This window comes from Pseudooceanicola pacificus, assembly GCF_009789075.1.
GTDB lineage: Bacteria > Pseudomonadota > Alphaproteobacteria > Rhodobacterales > Rhodobacteraceae > Pseudooceanicola > Pseudooceanicola pacificus.
In genome coordinates, this window is the sequence record NZ_WNXQ01000008.1 from 26,549 (window position 1) to 43,536 (window position 16,988).

The window sequence follows — 16,988 nt, forward strand, 5'->3', positions numbered from 1 at the left end:
TGCGGTCCCGCCCGCATCGCGACTAGCGAAATCGAAAGGTCTGGAATGAAAGAGTCTGTAATCATCGTTGGCGGCGGGCCCGTCGGGCTTCTGACGGCGCTTGGCCTGGGTCAGAAGGGCATCGACGTGACCGTGCTGGAGGCCGAAGACAAGCCCAACGACAGCCCGCGCGCCCTGGCCTATCCGGGACCGATCCTTGAATATTTCGACAACCTCGGCATCCTTGAGACCTGCAAGAGCCTGGGTATTGTCAAAACGGCAGTGGACTGGCTTGTCCATGATACCGGCGAGTTCCTGCACATGAGCATGGATTGCATGAAGGAGGTGTCGGACTACCCGATCAGCCTTCACGTCGGACAGGACAAGATCGCCCTGGTGGTTCTTGAGAAACTGGCGGATTTGCCGAATGTCACGGTGCGCTATTCCGCCAGGGTGAAGGACATCGCTCAGGATCAGGCCGGTGTGCGGGTGACCCTGGATGGCGCCGCCGACGGTGAGGTTGTCGAAGGCCGCTGGCTCGTCGGGTGCGACGGCGCGTCGAGCGTGGTGCGTGAACGCGTGATGCAGACCAATTTCTTTGGCATCACCTGGCCCGAGCGGTTTGTCGCGACAAACATCTATTTCGATTTCGAAGCCGAGGGCTATACCGCGACGACCTTTCAGGTGGATCACGAACACGGCGCGGTCATCGTCAAGATCGACCCGGAAGGGCTGTGGCGCTGCACCTACATGGAAAGCGAGGCGCTGCCGGTCGAGACGGTGGGCGACCGGATTGCCGAACGGTTCAAGGCCCTGCTGCCGGGTGACGGGGCGTGGAAGCTGAAGCAGCATTCGCCTTACCGGATGCACCAGCGCTGCGCCGATACGATGCGCGACGGGCGAATCCTTCTGGCAGGGGACGCCGCGCATATCACCAATCCGACCGGCGGGCTGGGGCTGACCAGCGGCGTTCTGGACAGCATGGCGCTGGTCGAGGCCCTGGGACAGGTCATCACCGACGGCCGCAACAGCGCCATCCTGACCGAATATTCCGATGACCGCCGGCGCAAGTTCCTTGAGATCGCCTCGCCGCGTGCCTCGGAAAACAAGAAGATCGTCTATCACATGGCACCCGGACAGCAGCGCGACGAATGGGTCGACTACATGCGCAGCGCCGCGCAAAGCCCGGATATCCTGCGGCAGATGTTCTCGTTCTCGGAACAATTGGTCACCCGCTTCTGATGGGCTACGGTCGGCCATATGGGCGTTGTGCCCTGGCTGTGGCCGATCACAGGGTGCTTGCCATGAACTTGCACATTGCATACAAAAAGTGAGCAATCGGAAGGAGAAGGCCAGCGTGGAAGACAGCAGACGACGGGTCCTGGATATCAAGCGCCAGCCAACCGTGCATCTGGTTGCGGACCGCCTTCGCGAGGCCATCATCGAAGGCCATTTCGCGATTGGCGAACCGCTGAGCGAGGCGCGCCTGGCGCAGGAGTTCAACGTCAGCCGGACGCCGCTGCGCGAAGTCTTCCGCATTCTGGAAACCGAACGGCTGCTGAGCTCCGAGCCCTATCGCGGGGTGCGGGTCTTCACCATGGATGACGACGAGACGGAGGAGATCACCGCCTTTCGGATCCATATCGAAACCATCGCCCTGCGCGAGGCCGCGCGCCTGGCCAAGGAGCCGCTGCTTGCCGATCTGCGCGAGGTCACCGCGCGGATCGAAAAGGTCGTATCGGCCGGGCAGCGGGATCTCTTTGCCGCGCTCGACACCGAATTTCACGACGTCTTTGTCACCCACGCCGGCAACCGCTATGTCGGCCGGGCGTTCGACCTGTTCCGCTGGCGGTTCGCGGCCCTGCGCCATCTGCTCAAGCACGATGAACAGGTGCTTGAACGTTCGTGCAACGGCCATCGCCAGATCATCGAGATGATTGCCCAGGACCGCATCGACGATGCCTGCGAGATCCTTGGGGAGCATATTCAGAACGGCAAGAACCGGTTCATGCAAAGCCTGAAAGAGGCGCTTCCACAGAAATAATCATCGGCGCCATCGGCCGGGCCGAAATTCGCGACACAGCCGGGAACGACAGGAACATGCAAAAGACCATCCGCCACAGCAGCCATTGGGGTGTCTTCGACCTAGACGTGGACGACAACCAGATCGTAGCGGTCCGGCCCTTCCACAAGGACCCGAACCCTTCGGAAATCATCCAGTCGGTCAGTGACTGGGCGACCTCGCCGCGCCGGCTGACCTTTCCCGTGGTGCGCCGCGGATGGCTGGAAAACCGTGACCGCAGCGGCCGGGGCGAGGACAGCTATGTCCGCGTCAGCTGGGACGAGGCCGAAGAGCTGGTCGCAGGTGAAATCAAGCGCGTCGCCGGCACCTATGGCAACGAAGCGATCTTTGCCGGGTCCTACGGATGGACCAGCGCCGGGCGCTTCCACCATGCCGCGACCCTGCTGAAACGGATGCTGGGCCTGGCGGGCGGATATGTCGGACATGTGGATACCTATTCCATCGCGGCCGGGCCGGTGATCCTGCGTCACATCCTGGGTGAGGCGCATGCCTGTCAGGGCAGGGGAAGCACGCTCGACACCGTTGTCGAGCACAGCGAGATCGTGGTGATCTTTGGTGCCCTTTCTCCGCGCACGGCCCAGAACGAGGCCGGCGGCGTCGCACGGCACCGGCTCGAAGACTATCTCAAGGAACTGGTGGAGCGGGGCACGCGCATCGTGCTTGTGTCCCCCAGCCGCGACAACCTGCCCGACTGGGTGCCCGCCGAATGGTGGCCGATCCGGCCGGGCACCGACGCCGCCCTCATGCTGGCGCTGTCGCAAGAGATCGTCGCCACCGGGCAGCACGACCGGGCCCTGATCGACCGGCTTGCCTCGGGCGTGGATGAATTCCTCGCCCATCTGGCTGGGCGCGGGGACGGTGTGACCAAATCCGCGGACTGGGCCGAAGGGATCACCGGCATCGACGCGGATCGCATCCGCGCGCTGGCCGCGGATATCGCGCGCAAGCGCACGATGCTGCTGGCAAGCTGGAGCCTTCAGCGGGCGCAATACGGGGAACAGCCGTATTGGGCGGCGGTTGCCCTGGCCTGCGTGGCCGGGCAGATCGGCCTGCCCGGCGGCGGTGTGGGTTTCGGTTTCGGCTCCCTCGCCTGTGTCGGTGCGCCTTTCGGGACCGGACGCTCCCCGGCGATGTCGGCGGGGCCTAATCCGACCGGGCTGTCCATCCCCGTCGCGCGGGTGAGCGACATGCTCCTGAACCCCGGTGCGCCCTTCGATTACGAGGGGCAGACCCGGCACTTCCCCGATATCCGCCTGATCTACTGGGCCGGGGGCAATCCGTACCACCACCATCAGGACCTCACCCGGCTGATGCAGGGATGGCAGCGCCCCGAGACCATCATCGTGCAGGATCCGATGTGGACCGCCACGGCGCAGCGCGGCGATATCGTCCTGCCCGCCAGCACCTCGCTGGAACGTAACGACATTTCGGGGTCGCGCCGCTCGGATCACATCGTCGCCATGCAGCAGGCCATTGCCCCGCTGGGCGAGGCACGGTCGGATTACGAGATCTTTTCGGCCATCGCCGCGCGGCTCGGCGTCAGTGAGGCCTTTACCGAGGGGCGGGATGAAATGGGCTGGCTGCGCCATATCTACGACCTCACCCGGTCGGACGCGCAGGACCGCCTCGGTTTCGAGATGCCGGATTTCGACAGCTTCTGGGCCGAGGGTGATGCCCCGATGCCGGTGCAGTCGGGCACGACCTACCTGTCGGACTTCCGCGCAGACCCCGAGGCCGCGCCGCTGGCCACGCCGACCGGGCGCATCCTGCTGCACAGCGACCTGCTGGCCGAAAAGGGCTATGACGATTGCCCGCCCGTGCCCAGCTGGCTGCCGCCGACGGAATGGACAGACGGGCCGGACCGGAGCGCGCCGGACGTCTTTCACATGCTGACCCCGCAGCCCATCGGGCGGCTGCATTCCCAGCTGGAATCCGCCCCGTCGAGCCTGGAGATGAAACACGACGGCCTGGAACGGCTGCGCATGGCCCCGTCCGATGCCGAAAGGCTCGACCTGACCGACGGCACCAGCCTGCTCGTGTCCAACGGGCGCGGCCGCTGCCTGGCGAGCCTGTCAGTCGACCCCGACCTTGCCCCGGGCGTGGTCTGCCTGCCCACGGGGGCCTGGCTGGCACTGGACGACGGGTTGGAGATGTCAGGCAATCCCAACATCCTGACCCGGGACATTCCCGCCTCGCAGTTCAGCCAGGGCTGCGCGGCGCAGACCTGCCTTGTACGGGTCGAACCCTATCGCGGCAACCTGTCCCGGCAGGATGACCGTCACCACCCCGCGCGCTGGATCGTATCCGCAGCAGAATGATCGCCACCCCGCGGCGCCCGCGTACCGGCAAGGCCGGACGTGCACCCTATTCACGAAAGGTAGACCCATGAGCACCAAACCCGTCAGCCGCTTTCCCGTGCCCTCGCTGGACGACATGCCCGAGGACATCGCCACGCGCATCCGCGAGGTGCAGGAGAAATCCGGCTTTGTTCCCAATGTCTTTCTGGCCCTTGCGGCACGGCCCGACGAATTCCGCGCCTTCTTTGCCTATCACGACGCGCTGATGGACAAGCCCGGCAATCTGACCAAGGCCGAACGCGAGATGATCGTGGTCGCCACCAGTGCGTTGAACCAGTGCCAGTATTGTGTCGTGGCTCATGGGGCCATCCTGCGCATCCGGGCCAAGAACCCGCTGATTGCCGATCAGGTGGCGGCGAACTATCGCAAGGCCGATATCACCCCGCGCCAGAAGGCGATGATCGACTATGCGGTGAAGATCTCGGCCCGCGCACAAGAGGTGAATGACGCGGATTTCGCCCTGCTGGCCGAGCATGGCTTTACCGAGGACGATATCTGGGACATCGGCATGATCTCGGCCTTCTTCGGCATGTCCAACCGGATCGCCAACATCACCTCGCTGCGGCCGAACGACGAATTCTACGCCCTCGGCCGGGATATGCCGATCCCGGCGTGAGTCATCGGCAGGGGCCCGGCGTGGCAGCGCCAGGGCCCTTGCCGGATGTGTTGAACCGTCACGCACATCCCCGGGTGCGGCCTGGCACAGCCTGCAGGTTTGCTTTGCGGGCGTGGCGCAACGGTGACTATTCGCAAGAGCGGGTTTCGCGCGACCCTGTCCGGGCCGGGACCTGGTCTATCGTGGTCTCTTAGGTCCGGATGGACTGAGAGCCAATGGTACCGTCCTGACCAAAGACCATCTTCATAAAATCGACGGCACGCAAAATTTCCTATAGGCCTTGTTATGTAAAGCCTCGGCCGACCGGTCAAAGGCCGTGGTTCTCCGTTTAGCGGATAGCCTGCAGGTCAGGGCTCGAATCGGGCGACCGCACATTCGACGCGCTCCTTCGCCCCCGACCGCCACCTTCAACACATCCGAAAAGGCCCTGGCGTGGGAGACACCAGGGCCTTTCAGCGACCAGCCCTTCCTGTCGGAAGGTGATCGGGCCCGCGCCGACCGGGAACCGCTCCTGCCGGCGCGAATGTCTCAGCCGACGGTGAAGCGGCGGGCCTTTGCTGCGTCCAGAGCTGCGTCGACCAGGTCGATGCCCAGCCCGGGCGCGTCGGGGGCGCTCATCACCCCGTCCTTCGGCTGCAGATCAATGGTGCAGAGCTCGCGGTTGGCGGGCTGGCGGGCATAGACATGGTGTTCGTGGATCTCGAAATTCGGGATCGCGGTTTCCACATGCAGCGCCACGGCTGTCGCGACGGGCGATCCGCAGACATGGCCCTGTACGGTGATGTCGTAGAGATGGGCCAGATCGCAAACCTTCTTGCCCTCGGTGATCCCGCCGACCAGGCCGAAATCGGGCTGCAGCATGTCGATGGCATTTGACGACAGATAGGGCTCGGCCCCCCACCTTGTATAAAGCCGCTCACCGGCGGCAAAGCGCGTCTCGGGGAAACTTTCGGACAGGCGGATCTGGGCGTTCGGGTTGGCGTAATGCACCGGCTCTTCCACCAGGTAGAGGCCCACATGGCGGCAGGCTTCGATCAGCTGGCGAGCGCCGGTCAGGCTTGGCAGGGAGTGCAGTTCCAGGATGATGCCGGTCGACGGTCCGACGCCATCGCGCACCGCCTCCATCCGCCGGACGTAAAGGTCCAGCTCGGCCGCAGTGAACATGCCGCGCACGTGGTCGTCGATCTTGCCGTCCTTGCCGATCATGACCGGATCGACCTTCACGCAGTCATAGCCGTCGGCAACGGCCTTGACGCCCGCGTCGCGATAGGCGGCGGGATCGGTCAGGTCCTTGCGGTCGGTTTCGGACCAGTCGAACTGGATCTGGCTGGCGTAGCAGCGCAGCGGGCGCGCGGCTGCGCCGCCCAGCAGGCGCCAGACGGGCAGCCCAAGCGCCTTGCCCTTGATATCCCAGAGCGCGGTGTCGATGGCGCTCATCGCGCCGATGACCACGGGACCGCCGCCCTCGGCCCAGAAGGACCGCCGGTAGATCCGTTCCCACAGCGCCTCATGCGCCATGGCGTCGGCCCCGATGACGAAGGCCTCGCCCAGGGCTTCGAGCATGCCGATGGCCGAGGCCGCCCCCACGCCATAGGCCAGGCCGACCTCGCCGATCCCGGTCAGGCCGTCTTCGGTGGTGATGCGGACAAAAATCGGATTCCATCGGGCGATTCCGGCCGCTCCCGACATCGGGACATGGATGATCTCCATCCCCCTGATCCTGTTGCTCGTACCCATGCGCGGTCGTTCCTCTGAGTCAAAGTGTAGATTGCATGCAAAGTGCAATAACTGCCCCGACCTGTCAACGTTCCATGATCGCCAGGCCGGAACGGTTCACCCCAAAGCCAATCCATCACATCCTGGACAAGGCCATCGCGGTCGGGATCATCGCGACCGCGTAGGTGTCGAATGCCGTGCTCAGGCGACTGGAACCGGACCCCCGACGTGGCATGCGCGGGTGTCTGCACAGCGGACTTTGCTGCCATTGGGCAATGTGCTTAAGGAGCGCCATGACACAGCACATGATCAATACTGAACGACTGCTGCTGCGAGGCTGGAAGCCTGATGATCACGCACCATTTGCAGCAATGTGCGCTGACCCGGACGTCATGCGCTACATCGGAAATGGGAAAACGCGAACCGCGGACGACGCGGCACGACACATCGCGTCCTTTGAGAAAGAGTGGAGCGAACGAGGCTTCGGGTTGTTCGCCGTCGAATCCAAGCAAACCGGTGACCTGATTGGCTTCACAGGGTTCTCCTGGCCGAACTTCTTGCCCGAAGTGTTCCCCTCTGTCGAAATTGGCTGGAGGTTTTCCAGGCCGAGTTGGGGGAAAGGCTACGCAAGCGAAGCAGCGGCGGCCGCGCTTTCCTTCGGCATTGATGAATTGGGCATCACCGATATCGTGAGCATTTACCAAATCGAGAACGGCGCTTCGGCGCGCATCATGCAAAAGCTCGGCATGACCTTTGACCGAAGAACGATTGACCCGACCTGTGAACGGGAGGTCGAGGTTTATCGTCTACCTCAGCAATAAAGACAGGTCTGGGCTCTTCCCCGCCGCAAGGCGCTGTACGAAAGCTACGGCTTTCTGCCGCTCACACCGAACCCGCTGAGGATGTTCTTGCCAGTCGGCGTCGCTCGCAAGCTGAACGCCGAGGCGACCGAAGGCAGCTGACAGGACCTTGAGGCATACTGTCGGTCTGATCGGGCAAGCCGGACCGCATCCGTTACAGCACGTCTCACTTGTTCCCGTCGATCCACTTCGACATGAGCCCCTTGTCGCGGAAGCATTCGTCCGGGACGGCGCGCTGTTTGATCCGGGCAAGCTTTTCGGCAAAGGCCACCTGCTTGGAGGTGGGCCGCCGGTTCGCCCCCGAAACCGGTTTCAGCCTGGCCTGGGCTTCGATCCAGGCGCTCAGGGACCGACGGTCCTGCTGAATCTCCCTGGGCAGGAGGGTCTGGTTGCGCAGGGCGAGCAGGCGGGCATAGGCGATCTGCTTGGGCGTCGCAGGCAGGGCATGCGTGGTGGGTTCCATTGGGATACTCCCTTCCTGATTTTCTTAAGATATAGAACATAACGGGAACAAAATCAACCCAAGCGTTCGGGATGCGCCGGGTCGATTGGCCGAGGGACGCCGGGAAAGATCAGGCCTGAGGGTGCCCGAAAACGGCGTCCGGGCCTGTCCCCACCCCGCATTCCGGGGTTTTCCGATGACCCGTCCCGCGTCCGTTGCACCTTTCGTTCCTGGTCCCTCCGCTGATCGCGACCGGTGCGAGCGCCGCCGCGGCCAGGCGGACCGGGCGCCGGCACACGGACCGGACTGACCGGATCGTATCGCAGAGCGAACAGATCTCAGGTCTTTGTTTACGGCGCGCGGCTGGCGTCATTTTATCGACAAAACTGCCATTTCAGCGATTCTGCCGCTGATCTGAAGCAAGGCCCGCGCAGGGCTGATGCACTGCGCGATCAAAATCGCCTGAAACCGGAGAGGAGACCGGGATCAGGCCGCAAGGAGGAGATCACACCATGAAGTACGTCAAATACCTGGCCTTTGCCCTCGCCCTGCCCGTGATGGGCACATCGGCCTATGCGACCGAGACCATTCGCATGACCATTGCCGCCGGCCTGCCCGTGCACAGCACAGGCGTTGCCTATCTTGAGAACTTCCTGATCCCGGAAGTGGACAAGCGGCTGGCTGAAACGGGCGACTATCAGATCGAATGGACGAAAGGCTGGGGCGGCACGATCGCCGGGCAGTTCGACATGTTCGAAGCGGTCGAGGACGGCATCGTCGACATGGCCTATGTGAACACGCTCTTCGAAGGCGCAAAACTGCCTCTCGAACAGATCACCTTCGTCACCCCGTTCGGAAGTACCGATCTGAAGCAGACGATGGCAACCTTCGACAAGGTGCGCGGACAGATACCGGAACTCGATGAACAGTTCCTCAAGCACAACCAGCGGCGGCTCGCGATTTCGGGCCTCGTCAACTACCACATGGTGTCGACCTTCGAGATCAATTCGCTGGACGACCTCCAGGGCCGGAAGTTCGGCGCGCCCGGACTTGCCGCGAACTGGCTGGAAGGCACCGGCGCGACACCTGTCTCGGGGTCTCTTTCGGAATATTACAATTCGCTCAAGACGGGGGTCTACGACGGTATCCTGATGTTTGAATCCGGTATCCCCACCTTCAAGTTCTACGAGGTGGCGCCGATCATCACGCGCGTCGGGTTCGGCTCGCAGCTCACCACGAACATCACGATCAACGAGGACAAATGGCAGAGCCTGCCGGAAGAGGTTCAGCAGGTCTTGACGGATGTGTCGGACGAGTACGAGGCCCAGCTGGTCGAAGCGACCGTGGAACGCGCGGCGAAAGGGCTCCAGACGGCCGTCGACAACGGGGCCACCATCAACGACATGCCGAAGGACGAGATCGCCGCATTGGCAGCCTCATTGCCAAATATTGCAAAGCTCTGGGCGACGACGACAGACGAAAAGGGCCTGCCGGGGACCAAAATGCTGGAGACCTGGATGCAGGCATCGCGGGATGCCGGCGTGACCTTCGCACGTGACTGGGACAAAGAGTAACCCGCTCGGGAGGTCGTCGACGTGACCACGCAATCGAGGCGAGCAGAGTCCATCATCCTTGCGGTCGCGCGGGTGATGGCCTTTCCGACGACCGCTTTGGCCGTCATCGGGTCGGTCTGGATCTTCGCCATCATGATCCTGGTGAATGCGGATGTCTTTGGCCGGGCCCTGCTATCTCGTCCGATCGACGGTGTGCCCGAGATTGTCTCGCTTTCGATCGTCGGCATCGTGTTCCTGCAGATGGCGAATACCCTGCGCATGGGGCGGTTCATCAGCTCTGACATGCTCCTGTCGCGCGTTCAGGCCTGGCGGCCCAGACTGGGACAGGCCCTCGAGGCGCTCTATCACGCCTTCGGCGTGGTCACCTTTGCGGTCGTCACCTGGTACGTGACGCCGAAATTCATCGAGGCCTGGGTGGACGGAACCTATGTCGGCAGTCTCGGCCGCTTCACGATGGAGATCTGGCCGATCCTGTTGATCATCGTCGTCGGATCGGCCCTGACCCTGCTGCAATACCTGGCGCATGCCCTGCATCACCTCCTCGCCGCGGCCAACCTCGCGGCGCCCCCGGCGCCCCACCCCGGCGATCATGCCGAATTCGATTGAACGGAGCGTTTGATTATGGACCCGTCCACCATCGGACTGATTTCTCTGGCGCTCATGATCCTGCTGATCCAGCTCGGCATTCACATCGCGCTTGTCCTGCTGGTTCTGTCCTTCGTGGCGACCTGGATGATCCGTGGGAATATCGACGTGGCCGGCAGCCTGCTGGCCAAGGCAGTGGAAACCTCTCTGCAAAGCTATTCCTTCGGCGTCATCCCCCTGTTCGTTGCCATGGGTCTGCTGATCAGCGTCTCGGGCGTGGGGCGCGATACGTTCGACGTGGCGGGGCGCGCTTTCCGTCGCGTTGCCGGGGGACTCGGCATGGCAACGGTGGCGGCGAATGCGGTCTTCGCCGCGATCAACGGCAGCTCCATCGCATCCGCTTCGGTCTTTACCAAACTGGCAGTGCCCGAGCTGATGCGTCAGGGCTACACGCCGCGCTTCTCGGTCGGGGTCGTCGCCGGATCGTCCGTGCTGGGCATGCTGATCCCGCCCAGCCTGCTGCTGATCTTCTTCGGCATCATCGCAGAGGTGTCCATCGGCGATCTGTTCACCGCCGGCATCCTGCCCGGCCTGCTTCTGGCCGGTGCCTTCATGCTGGTCATCAAACTGCTGATCCGGATCAACCCCGGCCTGGTTCAGTCGGAACAGATGGCGTCGGCTCCGGACAGCGACACGACGCTTGGCAAGGCCCTGTTGAAGCTTCTGCCGATCGCATCGCTGATTGTCATCGTGCTGGGCGGTATCTACGGCGGGGTCTTCACGCCGGTCGAGGCGGGCGGAGTCGGCGCCCTGGCCGCGCTGATCCTTGCAGCCCTGAAACGACGCCTGACCCTGCGCGGTCTGTGGCATGTCCTGACCGAAACCGGCTATGTCACTGCGTCGATCTCGGCCCTGATCATCGCCGCGCATATGTACGCCAACATGCTTGCCCTGTCGCGGCTACCCAACCTGCTGGGCAACTGGTTCGCCGAGGCCGAATTCAGCTTTGCCGTGCTGCTGTTGATCTACCTCGTTGCGATCCTTCTGCTGGGTACAATCCTTGACGCGATCTCGATCATCCTGATCCTGTTGCCGCTGGTTCAGCCGATCATGATGGCGCAGGGCGTGGACATGGTCTGGTTCGGAATCGTCACGATCATCGCGGTCGAGATCGGGCTGCTGACCCCGCCGCTTGGCCTCGCGGTCTTTGTCATCAAGACCAATCTGAACGATCCCGATATCTCGCTCAACGATATCTTCCTGGGCACGATGCCATTCGCCCTGACCATGCTATTTGTGTTGGCGCTGATTGTGATGTTTCCGATTATCACGCTCGCATTGGTGTAGTGACGGATTTGAGGGGACCAGGCGACATGGTCAACGCCCGCCAAGCAATAGAAGCTCAGTCGGATGGCGGCAAACTGCTGATGTCCGACGTCTATCAGCGAATACGCGAAGACATCATCATGGGTCGGCTTGAAGCCGGTCGCAAACTTCGCATCGAAGAGCTGAAGGCAGAGTATGGCACCGGGGCCTCTCCGTTGCGCGAGGCCCTGTCACTGCTGATCCCCGAAGGGTTTGTCGACCGGCTGGAAAATCGCGGTTTCCGGGTGTCCGGCGTGACCCTCACCGATTTCGACGACCTTCTCGATATGCGGTGCTGGTCGGAAAGCCGCGCCCTGCGCAGGTCGATCGAACGGGGTGGCAAGGAGTGGGAGGGCGAGATCGTCCTGGCCCTCTACTGGTTTTCCCAGGCCTTTCCCGACCATGATGCGCATGACGACCGAGCCAGCGAACGCCGTCGCCTGCACAAGACCTTCCACATGGCGCTGATTGCCGAATGCGGATCACCCATGCTTATGGAACTGTGCAGCCGACTGTTCGACCGGAACGACCGGTACCGGTCCCTCGTGAACTTCGCTGCGACTGCCGAACGCAACCATGTGGCGGAGCATGAACAGATCGTGGAGGCCGTGCTGCGCCGCGATGCCGACGCCGCAGTCAGCGCCCTTGCCGAGCATTATGGAAAACTCAGGCGCCAGATCGAGCCCATACTCACCCCCTGAGCCGCACCCGCGCCCGGGGCCAATTCAGAACCCAGCAACGATGATGGAACTCGCTCATGCGCCTCATTTCTTTCCTTCGCCCGGATGGCACAGCCAGCTATGGCACAACCGACGGCAAATCGGTCTTTGATGCCGGGGCCGAGCTGTCGCAGACCTATTCCGATCTGCGCGCCATCCTGACGGCTGGCGCCCAATCGGAGCTCAAGGATCGCGGGCCTGTCCTGGCCCTCGACGAGGTGACGTTGCAATCGCCCGTACCGAACCCCGACAAGATCCTTTGTGTCGGTCTCAACTACATGAGCCACATCAGGGAAAGCGGGCGCGACAAGCCGACCTATCCGTCGATCTTCACCCGGTATCCGTCTTCGATTCTGGGGCATGGGACACCTCTGATCCGTCCCAAAGTCTCGGACAGGTTCGACTACGAGGGCGAACTGGCCGTGATCATCGGCAAGACATGCCGCCATGTCCCGGCAGATGCGGCCTGGGATGTGATTTCGGGTTACAGCTGTTTCAATGACGGCTCCATCCGGGACTATCAGGTGCACACGTCACAGTTCTGGCCAGGCAAGAGCTTTGAAGGCTCCGGTTCCATGGGGCCGTGGATCGTAACCCCGGACGAGGTCGGCGATATCACCAGGCAGACGCTGACCACCCGGATCAACGGCAATATCGAACAGCAGGCCCCCATTGATGACCTTGCGATCACGATCCCCGAAATCATCGCCTATCTGTCGCAGGTCCTGACGTTATTGCCGGGCGATGTCATTGCGACCGGCACGCCCGGGGGCGTTGGCCGGTTCCGCGAGCCGCAGCTCTACCTGGAGCCGGGCATGACCGCCGAGATCGAAATCACCGGCGTCGGTATCTTGTCGAACGGCGTGGCAGACGAAGCCTGACGGCGTATCCGCGATCAATGTCCTGCCGGACCACGTCAGGGCGACATGACCTTGCCTGACAGGACGCCGCAGTGTGGCGTCCTGTTCGTGCCTCGCCCACCTACAGGCCGATTGCCGCACGCGCTTGCGCTGGCGACATCAGCGGGAAACCGAGGTCCTCTAGCAGTCGTGACGCTTTCAGGACCATGGCGGCATTTGACGGAGCCTTTTCTCCTTTGCCGAGCCAGACGGCATCCTCCATACCAATCCGTACATTCCCGCCCAGAAGTGCCGATTGCGCAACCATCGGAAAGGCCTGTGCGCCAGTCCCGAAGCCGGTCCAGATCGCCGGCTTGGGCAGAAGGTTCCGGGCATAGATCAGCGTTTCAGGCAGCGGCACAAACCCATGCTTGACCCCGGTGACAATCGAACAGAGCGGTGTGTGGTCAAAGGCATTTTCGGACATGAGCTGATTGAGAATGGAAATGTCCCCGCTGTCGAACAGTTCGATCTCGGGCCGCACGCCCACGCTTTGAATCAGTTCCGCCATTCTGCGTATCGACGGCAGCGTGTTGATCACCACCTCGCCGCCAAAAACCATGGTATTCAGGTCCAGTGTGGCGATGTCCGGCTTCAGGGCAAGGATATGTTCGACCCGCGCATCGGGCGGAAGCAGGTTCGTCCTCGGTCCCGGCACGACCGGATTGTCCGGGGACGGATCGAAGCGCCCGCCATTGCCCGTGGTCAGGTTGATGATGAGGTCGTCGTTCTCCTGCCGGATCCGGTCGACCACTTCCCGGTATAATGCGACCTCCATCGAGGGCATCCCCGTGGCCGGGTCCCTGACGTGGACATGGACGATCGCTGCCCCGGCTTTCGCAGCCTCAAGGGCCTGCGTCGCCAATTCTTGCGGCGTTATCGGCAGGTTCTCGTTTTGCGCCCTGGTCGAAAAGTTTCCGACGAGGGCGCAGGTCAGGAATACCGGCTGCATGATGGTTCCTTTCGAAAGTTCCATTGGTTTCAGAAAGATTGGGCGCGGACCGCCCCGTCACATCACCGACGGCAGCCACAACGTGACCTGGGGGAACAGGACGAGGATGAGGATCCGGACGCAATCGGCGAAAAAGAATGGGAGGATACCCCGATAGATCGTGGTCAACGGAATGTCCGCGCGCATCGCGTTCAACAGCATGACGTTGATCCCGATCGGTGGCGTCAGCATGCCCACGCCAATCAGCGCCACGTTGAGGATGCCCCACCAAACCGGGTCATATCCCAAGGACAGAATGATCGGCAGAACAAAGGGCAGGGTCACGACGACGGCGGCGACTTCATCGAAGAAGGCGCCCAGCACCAGGTAGATGAGCACCAGCACGAAGATGACGCCAAGCGGCGGCAGCCCGAGGCTTTCGATGGCGCCCATCATTTCGCCGCTTACGCCGCTGAGGCTGATGAAATACGAAAAGATCATCGCGCCGAAAACGATCACGTAGATCATGACGGTGGCGACGCTGGCCTCTGACAGGACCGACAGAAAGGTGTCCCTGTTCAGCTTTCCCCGGGCAAGCGCAAAGAAGAATGCGAACACAACGCCGACGGCGGCGGCTTCGTTCACGGTGAAGACGCCGGAATAGATGCCGCCCAGGACAATGATCGCCAGGGTGATCGCCCCCCAGGATCGGCCAATGGCAAGGATGCGGGTCCGCAATGGCAGCTTCCGGGAACCTGGCATCGCCTCGGGCCTGCGCCGGGCGACCACCGCGATGGCCGCCAGATACAGCACCACGGAAAGCAATGCCGGCAAAATGGCCGCGGTAAACAGTTTCAGGACGGATTCTTCGGTCAGGACGCCGTAGAGAACCATGATGCTTGACGGCGGGACTATGATCCCGAGCGTGCCGCCCGCCGCGACGGCCCCGGCAGAGCTGCCCTTGGCATAGCCCCGTTCGATCATTTCGGGCAAAGCGACCCGGCCGAATGTCGCCGTGGTTGCCACGGACGACCCGCAAACGGCACCGAAACCCGCGCTGGCGACGATGGTCGTCGCGGCCAGCCCGCCCGGGCGATGGCCCACCAGCGCTTCGGCCGTCTCGAAGATGTCCCGGGCCAGGCCACCGGTTGCAGCAAGACTCCCCATCAGCATGAACAGCGGGATCACCGCGAGGTCGAGGTTGGCCATGGTTGCCGCCGGTTCGGACGCCAGCAACTTGATCGCGGGCCCCCAGCCGGTCATCGAGGCAAAGCCGCCGATCCCGACCACGGCCATCGAGATCCCGATCGGGACATGCAATGCGATCAGGACAAACATGCACATGAGGCCCAGCAGGGCGATCGTTGCCGGATCCATTATCGCGCCCCTTTGTCCGACGTCACGGTGCCGCCCCCCGAGGCGCGCGGACCGAAACTGTCGAACACGGCAATAGTGTCCTTGATGACGTTCGATGCCTGGATGATCGCGGCGTAGTAAAGACATGCGGTCGCGACGCTCCACCACGGCCAGACTGGCCAGGCCAGAACCCAGGTCCTGCGTCCGCTCGTGTACATGCCTTCGACGAAGGGAACGAACTGCACGGCCATCAGAAAGACGAAGCCGAAGATCACGAAACTGGAAAACAGCGTCAGCAGTTCGTTCGCGCGCACGCCCAGTATGGCCCCGAGAACCTCGACCGAGATATTCTTTCTGTCCGACAGGTTGGCGGGGATGCAACTTGCGATGACGACGGCCATGACGACGGCGCTGACATCATTCACCCCGTGCAATGGGGCCGAGAAGAAGGTCCGCAGGATGGCGTCCAGGGTCATCATGATGGCCAGTGCCAGCAGGCCGACAAATCCGACCAGTGCCAGCCAGCGGGCGCCAATCCGCAAAATGCGGTCCAAACGTGCCAAAGCCGTTCCTCCCCTGAGCCTCGGTTCTGAAAGCTCTACCTGCAACGGAGAATTCTCTCCGCCGGCATCTCGAAACTGTTCGCAGCCCGAACATCGCGCCCGAATATCGCGCCGGAACGTCGGGCCTGCGGTCAGCTGGCTTCGCGGAACTGGGCGATCTCTGCCGACGTCAACTTGCCCACCAGGTCGCGCGAGATAGCGTCGGCGGTCCGCAAGAGCTTGTCACGATAGAGCACCAGGCTCTTTTCCAGGGGCAGCGAGCTTGTGGACCATATGAGTGTCAGGCAGGCGAACACCTGGTCCTCGTACCAGATCGGCGCAGAGATGCTGCCCGTCTCCGGTGTGAAATCGGCGACGCGGAAGCCGACGCCCAGTTTCCGCACCTTGGCGATAATGGCGTCGATGCCGCCGTCCTTCATGACGAATGGCGGTTTCACACCCGAGGTTTCCGACAACAACGTCAGCAGCGCCTGCCGATCCGGCTCGGACATATTCGCCAGCAGGACGCGGCCGCTTGCCGTCTCGATCAGGGGGATCTGCTTGCCGACCATTCCGTGGTGAACGGAATAGGGGCTGATCTGATGCGTGGATTCACGCACCTCCATCGCGCATCCGCGCAACGTCACCAGATCGAGCGGCCAGAGCACATCGCGGCCGAGTTCGATCATATGCGGCACCGCGACCTGGCAAACCCAGTCTTCCTCCCTAAAGCCCGAGCTGAGCGATTTGACATGCCGGGTCGGACGCCAGCGGTTGGAAAAATGGTCTTTCGAGACCATCCCCATCTCTGACAGCGTCCTCAGCAGCCGATAAATGGAAGGGCGCGGAATACCTGTCGCATCGGCGATATCGCCCGGCTTCGCGCCATTGAGCCGGTTTACCGCCTGAAGGACTGCGACGCCTCGCTCAAGAGCTCTGATCGATGAATCGGAAATGGCCTTCC

The 16,988-nt window shown here is 62.7% G+C and carries 16 protein-coding genes; 10 read left to right on the forward strand and 6 right to left on the reverse strand.

Annotated elements, in window-relative coordinates; all coding sequences use genetic code 11:
* The first annotated feature begins 45 nt into the window (after positions 1-45).
* From GLS40_RS13450 to GLS40_RS13465, 4 genes are all read left to right on the forward strand, one after another.
* Complete coding sequence (locus GLS40_RS13450; RefSeq protein ID WP_160383257.1) at positions 46-1,221, forward strand: FAD-dependent oxidoreductase; 1,176 nt, start codon at positions 46-48, stop codon at positions 1,219-1,221.
* 115 nt (positions 1,222-1,336) lie between these two features.
* On the forward strand, positions 1,337-2,023 hold the full coding sequence (locus tag GLS40_RS13455; protein ID WP_160383258.1) for a GntR family transcriptional regulator: 687 nt from the start codon (positions 1,337-1,339) through the stop codon (positions 2,021-2,023).
* A 56-nt stretch (positions 2,024-2,079) separates the two neighbouring features.
* The gene (locus GLS40_RS13460) at positions 2,080-4,380 is read left to right on the forward strand and encodes a molybdopterin-dependent oxidoreductase (RefSeq protein ID WP_160383259.1); all 2,301 of its coding nucleotides are present in this window, start codon (positions 2,080-2,082) and stop codon (positions 4,378-4,380) included.
* 67 nt (positions 4,381-4,447) lie between these two features.
* On the forward strand, positions 4,448-5,035 hold the full coding sequence (locus GLS40_RS13465) for a peroxidase-related enzyme (protein WP_160383260.1): 588 nt from the start codon (positions 4,448-4,450) through the stop codon (positions 5,033-5,035).
* A gap of 528 nt (positions 5,036-5,563) precedes the next feature.
* Here the strand turns inward: GLS40_RS13465 and GLS40_RS13470 are convergent.
* Positions 5,564-6,772, reverse strand: a complete 1,209-nt coding sequence (locus GLS40_RS13470) for a mandelate racemase/muconate lactonizing enzyme family protein (RefSeq protein ID WP_235905923.1) — start codon at positions 6,770-6,772, stop codon at positions 5,564-5,566.
* A 284-nt stretch (positions 6,773-7,056) separates the two neighbouring features.
* Between GLS40_RS13470 and GLS40_RS13475 the strand changes: the two genes are divergently transcribed.
* A complete protein-coding gene (locus GLS40_RS13475) occupies positions 7,057-7,572 on the forward strand; it encodes a GNAT family N-acetyltransferase (RefSeq protein ID WP_235905924.1) in 516 nt (171 codons plus the stop codon).
* 205 nt (positions 7,573-7,777) lie between these two features.
* Here GLS40_RS13475 and GLS40_RS13480 read toward each other — a convergent pair whose 3' ends face one another.
* Positions 7,778-8,074 (reverse strand): hypothetical protein, encoded by a 297-nt coding sequence (locus GLS40_RS13480; RefSeq protein WP_160383261.1) that lies wholly within the window; start codon positions 8,072-8,074, stop codon positions 7,778-7,780.
* A 491-nt stretch (positions 8,075-8,565) separates the two neighbouring features.
* Between GLS40_RS13480 and GLS40_RS13485 the strand changes: the two genes are divergently transcribed.
* From GLS40_RS13485 to GLS40_RS13505, 5 genes are read left to right on the forward strand one after another with little or no spacing between them, the layout of a single operon-like run.
* The gene (locus GLS40_RS13485; RefSeq protein ID WP_160383262.1) at positions 8,566-9,627 is read left to right on the forward strand and encodes a C4-dicarboxylate TRAP transporter substrate-binding protein; all 1,062 of its coding nucleotides are present in this window, start codon (positions 8,566-8,568) and stop codon (positions 9,625-9,627) included.
* A 21-nt stretch (positions 9,628-9,648) separates the two neighbouring features.
* A complete protein-coding gene (locus GLS40_RS13490) occupies positions 9,649-10,233 on the forward strand; it encodes a TRAP transporter small permease subunit (RefSeq protein ID WP_160383263.1) in 585 nt (194 codons plus the stop codon).
* 15 nt (positions 10,234-10,248) lie between these two features.
* On the forward strand, positions 10,249-11,559 hold the full coding sequence (locus GLS40_RS13495) for a TRAP transporter large permease (RefSeq protein ID WP_160383264.1): 1,311 nt from the start codon (positions 10,249-10,251) through the stop codon (positions 11,557-11,559).
* A gap of 26 nt (positions 11,560-11,585) precedes the next feature.
* Entirely contained in the window at positions 11,586-12,278 is a 693-nt protein-coding gene (locus GLS40_RS13500; RefSeq protein WP_160383265.1) for a GntR family transcriptional regulator, read from the forward strand.
* A gap of 56 nt (positions 12,279-12,334) precedes the next feature.
* Positions 12,335-13,177, forward strand: coding sequence for a fumarylacetoacetate hydrolase family protein (locus GLS40_RS13505; RefSeq protein ID WP_160383266.1), 843 nt, complete (start codon positions 12,335-12,337; stop codon positions 13,175-13,177).
* Between the two features lie 100 nt (positions 13,178-13,277).
* Here the strand turns inward: GLS40_RS13505 and GLS40_RS13510 are convergent, their stop codons facing one another.
* The 4 genes from GLS40_RS13510 to GLS40_RS18225 form a co-directional block, all read right to left on the reverse strand.
* Positions 13,278-14,171 carry a BKACE family enzyme gene (locus tag GLS40_RS13510; RefSeq protein WP_235905925.1) on the reverse strand — a complete coding sequence of 298 codons (894 nt, stop codon included), beginning with the start codon at positions 14,169-14,171 and terminating at the stop codon, positions 13,278-13,280.
* Between the two features lie 33 nt (positions 14,172-14,204).
* The gene (locus tag GLS40_RS13515) at positions 14,205-15,503 is read right to left on the reverse strand and encodes a TRAP transporter large permease (protein WP_160383267.1); all 1,299 of its coding nucleotides are present in this window, start codon (positions 15,501-15,503) and stop codon (positions 14,205-14,207) included.
* The gene (locus GLS40_RS13520) at positions 15,503-16,045 is read right to left on the reverse strand and encodes a TRAP transporter small permease (RefSeq protein ID WP_235905926.1); all 543 of its coding nucleotides are present in this window, start codon (positions 16,043-16,045) and stop codon (positions 15,503-15,505) included. Before GLS40_RS13520 ends, GLS40_RS13515 begins: the two co-directional genes overlap by 1 nt.
* A 131-nt stretch (positions 16,046-16,176) precedes the next feature.
* Entirely contained in the window at positions 16,177-16,980 is an 804-nt protein-coding gene (locus GLS40_RS18225; protein WP_160383394.1) for a helix-turn-helix domain-containing protein, read from the reverse strand.
* Positions 16,981-16,988: the final 8 nt, after the last annotated feature.